6 protein-coding genes are annotated in these 14,509 nt (G+C 69.4%); 1 reads left to right on the forward strand and 5 read right to left on the reverse strand.

The features are described from left to right. Positions 1 to 432 precede the first annotated feature (432 nt). Positions 433 to 1,728 (forward strand): alpha/beta hydrolase, encoded by a 1,296-nt coding sequence (locus ABZ321_RS25805; RefSeq protein ID WP_354895471.1) that lies wholly within the window; start codon positions 433 to 435, stop codon positions 1,726 to 1,728. 4 nt (positions 1,729 to 1,732) lie between these two features. Here the strand turns inward: ABZ321_RS25805 and ABZ321_RS25810 are convergent, their stop codons facing one another. The 5 genes from ABZ321_RS25810 to ABZ321_RS25830 form a co-directional block, all read right to left on the reverse strand. Beyond that, positions 1,733 to 1,867 carry a hypothetical protein gene (locus tag ABZ321_RS25810; protein ID WP_354895474.1) on the reverse strand — a complete coding sequence of 45 codons (135 nt, stop codon included), beginning with the start codon at positions 1,865 to 1,867 and terminating at the stop codon, positions 1,733 to 1,735. Between the two features lie 102 nt (positions 1,868 to 1,969). Next, positions 1,970 to 4,030: a CHAT domain-containing protein gene (locus tag ABZ321_RS25815; RefSeq protein ID WP_354895477.1), complete on the reverse strand. Its 2,061-nt coding sequence runs from the start codon at positions 4,028 to 4,030 to the stop codon at positions 1,970 to 1,972. 111 nt (positions 4,031 to 4,141) lie between these two features. After that, positions 4,142 to 4,492, reverse strand: a complete 351-nt coding sequence (locus ABZ321_RS25820) for a hypothetical protein (protein WP_354895480.1) — start codon at positions 4,490 to 4,492, stop codon at positions 4,142 to 4,144. A gap of 715 nt (positions 4,493 to 5,207) precedes the next feature. Then, entirely contained in the window at positions 5,208 to 8,975 is a 3,768-nt protein-coding gene (locus tag ABZ321_RS25825) for an AAA family ATPase (protein ID WP_354895483.1), read from the reverse strand. Between the two features lie 910 nt (positions 8,976 to 9,885). Then, positions 9,886 to 14,235 (reverse strand): hypothetical protein, encoded by a 4,350-nt coding sequence (locus ABZ321_RS25830; RefSeq protein ID WP_354895486.1) that lies wholly within the window; start codon positions 14,233 to 14,235, stop codon positions 9,886 to 9,888. Positions 14,236 to 14,509: the final 274 nt, after the last annotated feature.

Below are 14,509 nucleotides of genomic sequence, written 5' to 3' on the forward strand. Positions count from 1 at the left end.
CGCACCCTACGGTTCAACCCTCGAACGGACAGAACCACCCAACCGCATGACATCCAACAACGACGATCAACCACCCCAATCCCGCGAACACTGCGGACGAACCAGCACCCGAACGGCACACCGCACCACCACGCACGAAAAACGCGCACCCACCGCGGCGAGCACTTCCACATTCCTGAAGCACTCACCGCCGCCGAACAAGGTCTTCAACGTGGGGAGCGTACGTTCCCTGGCATCGATGTCTTTCGACGGTTCTGCCGGGGGTCGGTGGTGGACTGAGGGTTATGGGCGAACGCTGGCACGCCAGGGCCTGGTTCCCATGGAGGAAGTCACGTGGGTCCCTGTCGAGGTAGGAAGTCGGCCGGAATGGCGTCCCCGGTTCGAGTGCTGGGGGGATCGACAGCGGTGCCGGGCATGCGCTTCAGTGACACGGTGGACGCTACCCAAGAGGCCCTGCTGCTGGTCGACACCCTCGCGCGGCTGTGGCCCGATCTCGTCCGTCTCGCCGATACCGACGTGGACGGGTTCGAGGCGGCTGTGCTGCCGGCGCTGCGCGAGGTCGATGCCGCACTCGACGGCGGTGACGCTGATGCCGTGACGCGGGCACAGGCCAGCGTGTTCGCCGCCTTCACGTCGTACCCGGCTGCGGAGACCCTGCTTATGCAGGAGCTCGCCGCGATGATCCACGATGTCACCCGCGGGGCGCGTCCGCCGTTGCTCCCGGGTGCGGTCAAGCAGGACCGATACCTGGACGTGCCTGTCTGCTACGCGACGGATCGGCGACCGACCGGCAAGGCGGACCCGGGCGACCGGTTCGGCGGCGAGCGCGGCACTGGCCTCGTGTTCGGTGTCGCCAATGTCAGCATCCCGGACGACCACCGCATGGGTGCGCTGGAGAAGCCGGGCCTGTGGCGACTGCGGTTCCGTAAGGACCCCGGCCGGTTCGTGACGGTGCTGGCCGTCGAGCCGGCGCAGCGGGCGCCGTTCGTCGAACGGGTCCGGGCGGCGGTCGCGGGCACGGCAACACCCGACGTGCTGATCTTCGTGCACGGTTACAACGTCACCTTCACCGACGCCGTCCGGCGGGCCGCGCAGGTCGCCTACGACCTGCACTTCGAGGGCGTGCCGATGCTGTACAGCTGGCCGTCGAAGGCGTCCGTCCTCGGATACGGTGCGGACGAGAACAACGTAACGTGGACCGCTCCGCACTTCGCAGAGTTCCTGCGGCTCGCCATGACCGAGCTGGGTGCGCGGCGGGTGCACGCCGTCGCCCACAGCATGGGCAACCGGGTGCTCCTCGCGGGCCTGGTCGACCTCGACGCGACCGACAGCCCGCAGCTCGGCCAGGTGGTCTTCGCCGCGCCTGACATCGATGCGGCCGTCTTCACCCAGCTGGCCGGGAAGTTCACGGGCAACGCCGCCGGCTGTACCCTCTATGCCTCGTCCAACGATCTCGCGCTGCGAGCCTCGGAGCAGTGGGCCACGCATCCGAGGGCCGGGCAGTCGGGTCCGGACATCGTGGTGGTCCCCGGCGTGGACACGATCGACGCCAGCGAGCTGGACACCGGCCTCATGGGCCACTCGTACTACGGCGACCGCCGGTCGGTGCTCGCCGACATGTTCTACGTGATCCGCAATGGCCTGGCACCCGCCGCCCGGTTCGGCCTCACCGCGATGAGCCACCCCAGTGGCCTCACCTACTGGAGCTTCACCCCCGGCGACGCCTGAGCGGTCACCCCAGGTCGGCAAAGATCTCGGCGAGGATCTCGGCGACGAACGCGGCCGCGTCTGCGTCGAGGCCAGCAAGCAGCGTGTCGCCGCGCTCACCGTCGACACGCCGAGCGAATGCCGGCGACAGCTCCTCCACATTGAACGGCCCGTAAGGTCGGTCAGCAGTACCCGCACAGTGCGGGCGCCGCAGTGTCGTTGGGGTGCCGGACGCACCGCGCGACGGTCTCCACGAGGGTGTTCACAGCGCCTCCCCATGGTCGGCGAGCGCGTCGCGCAGACCGGCGATGAGCGCATTCCGGTCTGCCCCGCGCTCCAGCGCCGTCAGTAACCGCAGATGGGCTTCGGCGTCGATGGCGTCCGTCGCGTCCCCGGGTGGCGCCGGCAGCTGCGCGACGACCTCCTCGGCGACGTCGATCAGGGCCGGGTAGCCGCCGGTCAACGTCAGCAGGCGCCGTAGCGGCTCACCGTCCCCGGTCGGGTCGCCGCCACCGGTACCGGACCGGGCGGGCCCCGCGACGGCGGGCAGCAGCCGGTTGAGTGCGTCGCGTTCGGCGAACGCCTGGACTCGCTCCAGCATGTTCATCGGTGGTACCGGCTGCACCTGCACCCGGCCGGTGTCCAGATCCGCAGGTGCCAGGCTGCCGGTGAGGATCACCCGCGAGTCACCGCCGTGGGCGGTGAGGACCGGGAACAGCCTGCTCCACCACGGGTCCCGCCAGGTCCCGGCCGAGGTCAGCAGCGCGTCCACGTCGTCGAGCACCAGCAGCAATGACCGCTGCTGCAGCAGCGCACGCAGCCGCGGCAGGAACGCGACCAGGGCTGCCTCACCGGCCAGGGCGTCCGCGAATGGCAGATCGAGCTGCACCTGCCAGGCGTCCGCCAGACTTTTGAGCGAGTCCCGCAGGTCACCGTCGCGGGGTGCCCGCCACCAGGCGAGCCCTTCCATCAAGTCCTTGTGCCGGTAAGCCAGCTCCAACGCGCACGAGGTGGTGCCGATACCGTGGCGGCCCAGGAACAACACGCCGTTGCGGCCGCTGTCCGGGCGCAGCGCCGCGCTCGCGGAGGCCAGGGCGGCGGTGCGGCCGACGAACGTTCGCGGCTCCGGCTCGAACCACGCCATCCGTTCCGCGTACGGGTCGAGGGTGATGACACCCTTCGGTGGGGCGAGGACCAGCCGGTCGGCCGCCGCACCGAACAGCACCGGTACCGCGGCCGAGGACGCCGCCACCGGAGCGTTCCGCAGCGCCGTTGGCAGGGCGAGGGCAACGGCACGGGCCACCGGCTGATGGTTGGCGAACAGCTGCGGATACAACTGGGCGCTGAGCTCTGCCGCGAACCGGTCCGCGACCGCGTACCGCATGGCGAGCACCACGGTGTCGAGCTCGGTGGCAAGGCCTTGCGCGAGCCCGATCGTCGGCGGGTGCGCAGCCGTCGCGGCCCGCTCCGCGTCGGCGACCTGCCGGGCCTCGTCGGCCTCGGGCAGGCCGGTACGCCGCAAGACCTCCGCCGCGGTGTCGGCGCCGGAATGACACACTGAGAGGTTCACCAGCTTGAGCGACGGACGGGTCGGGGCGAGCAGCTCGATCATGTCCTCGGTGGACACCTCGTCGGAGCCGCCGTCGGGCAGTTCCAGCAGCAGTGTGCCGAGCAGACCGTGGGCACTGACGTGCAACACGTCCCAGCCTGGCGCCTCCTCGACGATGTCCCGTAACCGTTCGCGGGTGACCCCGTACTGCAGGATCCGCAGCTCGATCGCCCGCCGTGAACTCGACGCCAGCCGCTGTAGGGTCCGCGTCAACTCATAGCGCTCCCGGCGCAATGCCAGCGGCAACTGCCGGGTCGGCATCGAGTACAGCGCGAGAATCCGCAGCGACGCGCCGACCGGCTGCTTCGGTCCAGCCGAGCCCAGGCCGTAGACCAGCGTCACACGACGCTCGGCCAACGATCTACCGTCCACTGTGGCCATTTCCAGCGGATACGCCGGCAGGAAGGCCGTCTCCGGCGAGACCGGCACGATAACGACGACGTCGCGGAGCCGCGCGCCGATCGTCGCCCCGAACACCGCCCGGCCGATCCACGCGGCAAGATCGGCCGCTGTGCGCTCCTGGTCGTCTCGCTGCAGGAACGCCACCATGTCTCGCAACGCCGCATACTCGGCGGAGTCCCGGTCGAGGTCGACCTGATGGTCGGCGAGCGCCGCACCGGCCTCGTCGGTGAGCAGCCACCGCCACCGGGTCGGCCCCACCACGTCAACGGCGGTCAGCGTCAGCGACACCAGACGATCCTCCTGCGTCGACATGATCGTTACTGAACGTAGGCTACCCATCCGGGCACGCCGACGCTCTCGGACCGTCGGCCGCCAAGCATCAGCCATTGAGGTCGACTTCCAGCACCGATCCCCACGCCCGACCTAGATGCGGGTCGATGCGGGTGAACCCTCGATGCGGAGAACACCGCCGGACGCGTCGCGGTCACGTAGGAAGTTGTCGCCCCACACGACTCGATCATGCGACTCCGACCGGACTTCCGTAACAGAGAAGTGTTCAGGGAACAGGCACGGAAGGTTGTCATCCTCGATCACGTCTCCGACCTGCACTTTGACGCCGTTGAACGCTGTTGAGCGCTGTTCGGCGACAACCTCCGTGTCAACTTTGCCCGGGCTGGCCGGTTGGCCTGCCGAAACGGCGTTTCGGCAGGCCAACCGGGTGCAGCAGGCGACCGTTGCCGACCGTTCGGCGCCGTTGATACCCGTTGGTTGCACCCACCAGACGGTCCGTGCCGGTGGACGGTTCGGGGAGCACAGCGACCGGCGTGATCGCCTGTGGGTGCCGTGTCATTGTGACGTGCTCCCGTGTTGCAGCGGCGGCACCGTCTTCACCAGAACAAACGCCTCAACGCGGGGAGCGTGCGCTCCCCGGCATCGGCGTCTTTCCATGGTCCTGCCGGAGGTCGGTGGTGGTCGGAGGGTTATGGGCGGGGCTGGTCGGTGTCGGTCGGGTTGGTTGGGTTGGTGAGTTGGGTGAGGACGGCGGTGGTGATGGCGGTGTCGGTGGGGTCCAGCCCGGTTTGGAGGGTGTGTCGGTTGCGTTGCCCGGCGATGATGTGCCGCAGGGTGGCGGCGAGCGTCGCCCACCCGTCACGGCTGGCGAGGTCGTCCAGGACAGGGTCGATATTGGTTGCGGCGGTGTGGTCGCCGTGTGCGGCGGCGACGACCGCGGCGATGATGGCGGGCCACGACTCTCGGGTTACCGGGTCAGGGTTTGGGTTTGGGGTTTCGAGGGGTTGGAGGGTGATGCGGCCGGTGACGGCGTCCAGGGCGCGGGTGACGATTGCGGTGTTGATCGGGTGGAGGTCGGTCCAGTCCTGACTGCCGGCCGTGTCGGTGAGGAGTTCGTCGAGGGCGGCAGCGGCGGCCTGGTCGCCATGAACAGCGGCGACCAGGACAGCGAGCGTCGGCTCCCACCGGTCCAGGGTGGTTACAGGTTGGAGATCTGGTCGGTGGGCAGGTTGTCGGCGGTGTGTAGCACGGTGTGGAGGGCGTGTTGGGCGGTGTCCGGGTCGCCGGCTAACGCGGTGACTAGGTCGGCGAATCGCACACCTTCCACCTGTTCGACGGTGGCGGTCAGGTCGGCGAGCGTCGCGGGCACCGCTGTGTCGGGTAGTTCGCGTAGCTGTCTCGCGAGTGTCCGAACGGCGTCGGTGAGCTGGTGGGTCTGTCCGGTGAGCTGGCTGATGACGGCGGCGGCGAGGTGGTGGGCGAGCTGGCCGGCCGGGTCGACGCCGGCCCCTCGCAGGTGGCCGGCCAGGTTGTGATGGGAAACGGCGAGGGCAGCGGCGTCGGGGTGGGTGTATGTGAGGCGGAGCGCGGCATGCTCCAGGCCGATCGCCTCGTCAAGGTGGCCGCGCTCGTCGGCCAGGCCGGCGCGGGCGCCGAGGGTCTTGGCCAGGTTGGGGACGTCGTGGTGCTGTTCGAATACCTGCTGGCAGGACAGCAGCAGTTGCTCGGCGTCCTCGAGGCGTCCGAGGCGGATCAGCGGGCCGTAGTCGATGAACCTGGCGGAGGCGATGGCGTGCTCGCCGGCAGCCCGGCCACGCAGGCTGGCGACGTTGCCGGCGTTGAAGTCCAGCGCCTCCTGCCATTGTCCCAGGGTGGTGGCGGCGTGGACGCCGAGGTTGAGCAGTATTTCCCGCACGTCGAACGGGTTAACCGCGTCGTCGGCGCCTGGCTGGGGCGGGAGTTGGTCCAGTCCGGCGATGAGTCGGCGGACCTCGGTCAGGACCTGCTCCGGCTGGCCCAGCAGGTAGACGATTTGCAGCCGGCGTGCCTGGTCGGCCAGTTGGGTCCAGCGGCCGCGTCCGGCCTGGCGGCTGTACTCGGCGGCCTGGCCAGCCAGGTCGAGCGCCTCACGCAGCCGTCCTAGACCGATGCACAGGATCACGAGATCCCAGGCGACAGCAGCGGCGTGCCGGTGGTCGCCCGCTGCGACGGCTCGGTCCAGGGCGGTGCGCAGCAACCGCTCACCCTCCACCACGTCCACCCCCGTGACAGCACGGCCCAGCGTGCCCAGGTACTTTGGATCGCCGGTGGCGGCGGCGATGCGGCGCAGGTGGGCGGCCGCGACCTGGGCGACCCCCGCCGTGGCGTCGCGCGCCAGGGCTTGCTCGACCGCCCACGCGGCGGTGTGCCATTCGGTGAGGCGGAGCAGGTAGGGGGCGGCGGACAGCCCAGCCAGCACCACCATCTGGGTGCGCTCACCATCCTGCTGCCGCTGCGCCTGGATGAGGCTGATCCAGAACGCGGCGAGCACGGTATCGATGGCGGTGCGCACGCTGGTTGGGGTGGCGGCGCGGACGGTCTCGGCCACCCCAGGATGCAACCGAAACCGCCACAGCGGCACCGCGTCACCGTCGGCGTCTCCGATGGTTTCCTGCTCTACCAGGGCGGCGGTCAGCAGCGGCGCCAGCGCGCCGGCGAGGACCGGCGCCGGATCGGTCAGCTCCAATCGCCGGCAGAGCTCGGGCCAGATCGGCTCGGCCACGCCGGAGAACCGGTCCTCGTCCTCGGTGCCGGCCAGTAGCTGCAGCAGCAACCGGGGCGCGTCAGGCAGAGTGTCCATTGCGGTGGTGGTCCAGCCGGCCAGCACCTGCATGAACCCGGCATCATCCAGAGCGGACTCACCCTCGGTGAAGAACGCCGTCAGGGCCTGCCCGCTGCCGTCCTGCCCGCTGGTGGTGGCGTGTTCGACGGCGTCGAGATGCCGGGCCAGGGTGGCCTCGTCGGCTGCGGCCCGATCGGCCAACTCCAGCAGTTTTGGGTGGCCCTGCACGAGGTGCAGGACCCGCCGCACCCGGGCCCGATCCGTCTCCACTACCGCGGTAGCGCGTTCGGGGCCGGGTTCGGCGTGCAGCAGCCGCCGCAGATTCGGCAACTCCCGCGCCAGCAACACCCCCTCATCCCGCGACAACGCATGCACCGCTTCCACCAACACACCCACCGACAACCCCGCCGGCAGGATGCGGCTGGTCAACACCACCCGCGACTCACCACCATGCCCGACAAGAGTGGTGATCAGGTCGGCCCAGCGCGGGTCCCGCCACCCACCATCAGCGGTGAGCAGGGTTTCCAGGTTGTCCAGCACGATGAGCAGGCCGTTGTCGCGCAGCAGCGCACGCAGCCGGGGCAGGAACCGGCGCAGCCCGTCCGTTGCGCCGATCTTGTCGACCATGGTGAAGCCCCGGTCACCGAGCTGGGCTTCCAGTGCGAGGGCGAGGCTGGTCAACGCGGTGGGCCACTCCTCCTCCCGCTGGGGGGCCTGCCACCACACCGGCTGATCGAAGCGATCCTGATGCCGATACGCCAACTCCAACGCACACGCCGTCTTCCCACCCCCCGCCATACCGTGCAACAGCACCCCACCCCGCCCGCTACGGGAGGCCAGAGCACGGCTGGCCCGGATCATCACCCCGCCGCGGCCCACGAACCGCTCCGGCTCCGGCGGAAACCCGTCCATCCGCGCCTCCGCCGGGTCCATCCGGGGGCGCCCGCTCGGCGGGGTCAGCACCATCCCAGCCGCAGGGCCGAGCAACGTCGGGGTAGCGATCGACAACGCCGGCCGCGCCGCAGACGGCCGCGACCCAGCCGCCACCGGCACCGCCCGACGCAACGCCACATCCACCGGCAGATCCAGCTCGAACAACCCCTCGTACAACGCCGACGTCAACGCGATGGCGAAGTCGTCGACCACCGGGTAGCGCATCGCTACCACCGCGCATCCCACCTGGTCAGCGACCAGGCTGGCTAGACCCGTCACCATCTCCGGCCCCTTGGCAGCGGTCAGTTCAGCGTCAGCGACCTCCTGCGCTGCGTCAGCAGCCTCGTCCAGATGCAGCCACCGCAGCGTCTCCGCTGTCGTGGCCGCGGCAGACTGGCATGCTGACAAGACCGCCAGGCGTAACCGGCCCCGCGCCGGCCGCAACAACCCCACCAGATCCGCAGCCTCGACCGTGTCCGCGCTGCCGTCCTCCGCCTCCAACAGGATCAACCCGCTGCCACCATGCCCGGACAGGTGCAACACATCCGGACCGCCCCCGGCCGTCATGCGCTTACCGAGCGATTGGCGGGTGACCCCGTACTGCAACACCTCCAACTCGATCATCCGCCGCGACCGGGCCGCCAGCGCATGCACCTGCCGGGCCAGCTCATACCGTTCCCGCCGCAACGCCAACGCCGAACTTTGCGTCGGCAAACTGAACACCGCCAACATCCGCAACCGACCCACTGGCACATCCGCCGCAACCGGAACTGTCGCGCCAGCAACCGACGGCTCACCGATATCGAAGACCAGGCTCACATCACCACGACGCGCCAACGGCACCCCACCCACATACGCCAACTCCAACGGCGCATACAACAAAAACCCCACCGCATCCGGCACCCGCACCCGCACCGTCACCGGCGCCCGCGCCGCGATCGCCGCGGTGATCGCCTCGCCGAGAACCCGATCCCCGATCCACTGACCGAGGCGGTCGACCCACTCCGCCTCCGACTCCACCCGCCGATCCGGCACCGCATTCCACCGCAGGAACCGATACAGATCCCGGAACGGCTCCACTTCTCGGTCACCAGCGAGGGCCTCGAAGTCGACCGTGTGATCGGCCAGCGCGGCGCCGGAACGCTCGTCGGTCAGCAGCCACCGCCACTTGGAACGGTTGACAACCTCGACCGCCTGCAACAGCAAACCCACCACACGCCCCCGTCCGAGACAGCCCGAAAGACTGACCGTAACCGGGGGAATACCGTGCCGATCAACCCTCGAACGGACAGAACCACCCAACCGCACGACATCCAACACCGACGATCAACCAACCGAACCCAGCGAACACCCGCGTACAAACCGGCACCCGAACGGCACATCACACCGACACACCGAACCACCACGTACGACTGTCACGGACGCACCGCAGCGAGCACTTTTACCATCCAGAAGCGATCACCCATGGGAGCGGGACTTCCACATCCCGAAAGCGCACACCGTCGCCCAACAGTTCGCCGAGGTCAGCGGTGACCTGCCGGGCTCTTCCACACCCCGGAAGTCGTCACAACCCCGTCGCCTGCAATGCGGAGAACACCGCTGAGCGGGCCGCGGTCACGTAGGAAGTTGTCGCCCCACACGACTCGATGACGCGACTCAGACCGGACTTCCGTAACGAAGAAGTGTTCGGGGAACGGACACGGAAGGTTGTCACCCTCGATCACACCTTCGACCTGCGGTTCAACGCCGTTCAACGCCGTTGAGCGCTGTTCGGCGCGGTTGAGCGACAACCTCCGTGTCAACTTTGCCCGGACTGGCCGGTTGACCTGCCGAAACAGCGTTCCAGCAGGTCAACCGGGTGCAGTCGGCGACCGTTGTCGACCGTTCAGCGCCGTTGACGCCCGTTGGTTGCACCCATCAGACGGTCCGTGCTGGTGGCCGGTTCGGGGAGCACAGCGATCGGCGTGATCGCTTGTGGGTGCTGTGTCATTGTGACGTGCTCCCGTAGTGCAGCGGCGGCACCGTCTTCACCAGTACCAACGTCCTCAACGCGGGGAGCGTGCGTTCCCCGGCATCGGCGTCTTTCCACGGTCCTGCCGGGAGTCGATGGTGGTCTGAGGGTTTATGGGCGGGGCTGGTCGGTGTCGGTTGGGTTGGTTGGGTTGGTGAGTTGGGTGAGGACGGCGGTGGTGATGGCGGTGTCGGTGGCATCCAGGTCGGTCTGGAGGGTGTTCGGGTCGCGTTGGCCGGCGATGATGTGGCGCAGTGCGGCGGCGAGCGCCGCCCACTCCTCGCGGCTGGCCAAGTCGTCCAGGACGGGGTCGATGGTGGCTGCGGCGGTGTGGTCGCCGTGGGCGGCGCCGACGACCGCGGCGATGATGGCGCGCCACGGCTCTCGGGTTGCCGGGTCGGGGTTCGGGGTTTCGGCGGGGTGGAGGGTGATGCGGCCGGTGACGGCGTCCAGGGCGCGGGTGACGATCGCGGTGTCGATCGGGTCGAGGCCGGTCAGCAGGGTGTCGGGGTCGCGGTCGCCGTTGAGGATGCGCCGGAGCGCGGCGGTGAGGTCGGCCCAGTCTTGACTGGCGGCAGCGTCGGTGAGGGTCTTGTCGAGGGCGGTGGCCGCGTCCTGGTCGCCGTGGACGGCGGCGACCAGGGCAGCGAGCGCCGGCTCCCACTGGTCCAGGAGTGGTTGCAGGTTGTAGGCCTGGTCGGTGGGCAGGTTGTGGGCGGCGTGGAGCACAGTGTCAAGGGCGTGTTGGGCGGCGTCCGGGTCACCGGCCAGTACGCCGATCAGGTCGGCGAATCGCACGCCTTCCACCTGTTCGACCGTGGCGGTCAGGTCGGCGAGCGTCGCGGGCACCGCTGTGTCGGGTAGTTCACGCAGCTCTCTCGCGAGCGCCCGAACGGTCCTGGTGAGTTCGTGGGTTTGTCCGGTGAGCTGGCTGATGATGGCGGCGGCGAGGCGGTGGGCGAGTTGGCCGGCCGGGTCGGCGCCGGTCCAACGCAGGTAGTTGGCCAGGTTGTGGTGGGAAACAGCGACGGCGTCCGGGTCAGGGTAGGTGTATTTGAGGCGGAGCGCGGCATGCTCCAGGCTGATCGCCTCGCCACGGTGGCCGCGCTTGTCGGCCAGGTCGGCGCGGGCGCTGAGGACCGTAGCCAGGCCGGGGATGTCCTGGTGCTGCTCGAACACCTGCTGGCAGGACAGCAGCAGTTCCTCGGCGTCGTCGAGGCGTCCGAGGCGGATCAGCGGTCCGTACTCGGCGAACCTGGCGAGGGCGATGGCGTGCTCGCCGGCGGCCCGCGTCCGCAGGCTGGCGACGGTGTCGGCGTTGAGGTCCAGCGCCTCCTGCCAATGTCGCAGGGCGCTTGCGGCGTGAACGCCGAGGTTGAGCAGCACTTCCCGCACGGCGAACGGGTCGATCGCGTCGTCGGCGCCGCGTTGGGGCGGGAGTTGGTCCATCTCGGCGATGAGTCGGCGGACCTCGGTCAGAACCTGCTCCGGCTGGCCCAGCAGGTAGACGATTTGCAGCCGTTGCCCCTTGTCGGCCAGTTGGGACCAGCGGCCGAGTCCGGCCTGGCGGCTGTGCTCGGCGGCCTGGTCAGCCAGGTCGAGCGCCTCACCCAGCCGCCCCGAACCGCTGCACAGGTTCACGAGCTCCCAGGCGACAGCAGCGGCAAGCCGGTGGTCGTCCGCTGCGACGGCTTGGGCCAGGACGGTGCGCAGCAGCCGCTCACCCTCCACCACGTCCACCCGCATGACGGCACGGCCCAGCGTGGCCAGGTCGTCGGGTTTGCCGGTGGCGGCGGCGATGCGGCGCAGGTGGGCGGCGGCGACCTGGGCGACCCCCGCCGTGACGTCGCGCACGAGGGCTTGATCGACCGCCCACGCGGCGTTGCCCCATTCGGCGAGGCGGAGCAAGTAGGGTGCGGCGGACAGCCCAGCCCGCACCACCGCCTGGGTGAGCTCATCACCCTGCTGCTCCTGCTGCGCCCGGATGAGGCCGGTCCAGAACGCGGCGAGTTCGGTGTCGATGGCGGTGCGCACGCCGGTTGGGGTGGCCGCGCGGACGGTCTCGGCCACCCCAGGATGCAACCGGAACCGCCGCACCGACACCGCATCACCGTCACCATCACCGTCGATGTCCCTGATGGTTACCTGCTCCACCAGAGCAGCGGTCAGCAGCGGCGCCAGCGTGCCGACGAAGACCGGCGCAGGATCGGCCAGCTCCAATCGCCAGCACAGCCCAGGCCAGACCGGCTCGGCCACGACCGAGAACCGGTCCTCGTCCTCGGCGCCGGCCAGCAACTGCAGCAGCAACCGGGGCGCATCCGGCAGGGTGTACATGGCAGTGGTGGTCCAACCGGCCAGCACCTGCATGAACCCGGCATCGTCCAGAGCCGACTCACCCTCGGCGAAAAACGCCGCCAAAGCCTGGCCACTGCCATCCTGCCCGCTGGCGGTGGCACGCTCGACGGCGTCGAGATGCCGCGCCAGGGTCACCTGGTCCGCTGCAGCCCGATCGGCCAACTCCAACAACTTGGGGTGGCCCTGCACGAGGTGCAGCACCCGCCGCACCCGCGCCCGATCCGTCTCTACCGCAGTGCGTTCGGGACCGGGTTCAGCGTGCAACAGCCGGCGCAGATTCGGCAACTCCCGCGCCAGCAACACCCCCTCATCCCGCGACAACGCATGCACCGCCTCCACCAACACCCCCACCGACAACCCAACCGGCGGAGTACGGCTGGTCAACACCACCCGGGACTCACCACCATGCCCGGCAAGAGTGGTGATCAGGTCGGCCCACCGCGGGTCCCGCCACCCACCATCCGCAGTCAGCAGCGTCTCCAAGTTGTCCAACACGATGAGCAGACCGTTGTCGCGCAGCAGCGCCGCCAGCCGGGGCAGGAACCGCCGCAACCCGTCCGCTGTGCCGACCTTGTCGACCATGGTGAAGCCCCGGTCACCGAGCTGGGCCTCCAACGCCAGGGCGAGGCTGGTCAACGCGATAGGCCACTCCTCCTCCCGCAACGGCGCCTGCCACCACACCGGCTGATCGAAACGATCCTGATGCCGATACGCCAACTCCAACGCACACGCCGTCTTCCCCCCACCAGCCATCCCATACAACAACACCCCACCCAGCCCACTACCAGAAGCCAGAGCACGGCTGGCCCGGATCATCACCCCAGTGCGGCCCACGAATCGCTCCGGCTCCGGCGGAAACGCAGCCATCCGCGCCTCGGCCGGATCGATCTGGGGCCGTCCGCTCGGCGGGGTCAGCAGAATCCCGGCCGCCGGGCCCAGCAGGGTCGGGGTGGCGATCGACACCGCCGGCCGCGCCGGAGACGGCCGCGACCCAGCCGCCACCGGCACCGCCCGACGCAACGCCACATCCACCGGCAGATCCAGCTTGAACAACCCCTCGTACAGCGCGGAGGTCAATGTGATGGCGAAGTCGTCGACCACCGGGTACCGCATCGCCACCACCGCGCACCCCACCTGGTCGGCGACCAGACGGGCCAGACCGGTCACCGTCTCCGGCCCGTCCGCAACTGCCAGTTCGGCGTCGGCGGCCGCCTGCGCCGTATCGGCGGCCTCGTCCAGATGCAGCCAGCGCAGCGTCTCCGCCGTCGTCGCCGCAGCCGACTGACACGCCGACAACACCGCCAACCGCAACCGGCCCCGCGCCGGTCGCAACAACCGCACCAGATCCGTCGCCTCGACCGTGTCCGCGCTGCCGTCCTCAGCCTCCAACAGCACCACACCGCTGCCACCATGCCCAGACAGATGCAACACATCCGGGCCGCCCCCGAACGCCATGCGCTCGCCGAGCGACTGGCGGGTCACCCCGTACTGCAACACCTCCAACGCGATCATCCGCCGCGACCGGGCCGCCAGCGCACGCACCTGCCGGGCCAGCTCATACCGCTCCCGCCGCAACGCCAACACCGAACTCCGCGTCGGCAAACTGAACACCGCCAACATCCGCAACGGGCCTGCCACAGGCGCATCCGCCGCGCCCGGAACCCTCGCGCCAGCAACCGACGGCTCACCGACCTCGAAGACCAAGCTCACATCACCACGACGCGCCAACGGCACCCCACCCACATACGCCAACTCCAACGGCGCATACAACAAAAACCCCACCGCATCCGGGACCCGCACCCGCACCGTCACCGGCGCCGCCGCCGCAATCGCCGCACCCACCGAACGGCCCAGAATCCGCTCACCGATCCATTGACCGAGACGGTCGACCCACGCCGCCTCCGACTCCACCCGCCGATCCGGCACCGCATTCCACCGTAGGAACCGATACAAATCCCGAAACGCCTCCGCCTCACGATCACCCGCAAGAGCACCGAAATCGACCGGGTGATCGGCCAGCGCGGCGCCGGAACGCTCGTCGGTCAGCAGCCACCGCCACCGGGAACGACCGACCACATCGACCGCCCGCAACAGCAAACCCACCACGCCACCACCGTCCAACACATCGGGAAAAGCTGACCGTAACCGGCAGCGCACCCTGCGGCACAACCCTCGAACAGGCAGACACACCCAACCGCCACGACGCCCACGAACAACAAACGGCATCCAACAACGACGATCAAACAAGCGAACCCGCGAACAACCTTCCCGCACGAACGAGTAGCCGGACCGCGCACCGCCCCGGCACGCTCCAACCACGAACCCCCAGGCGCATGCCCACAGCAACGAGCACCTCCACGATCGAGGAGCAGTCACCTAT

The sequence above is a fragment of the Dactylosporangium sp. NPDC006015 genome (assembly GCF_040614215.1).
GTDB classification, from domain to species: Bacteria; Actinomycetota; Actinomycetes; order Mycobacteriales; family Micromonosporaceae; genus Dactylosporangium; species Dactylosporangium maewongense.

Excerpts from the sequence above, each read along its gene's own strand:
- ABZ321_RS25815 (WP_354895477.1), bottom strand. The coding sequence starts at position 4,030 with ATGTCGACGCAGGAGGATCGTCTGGTGTCGCTGACGCTGACCGCCGTT.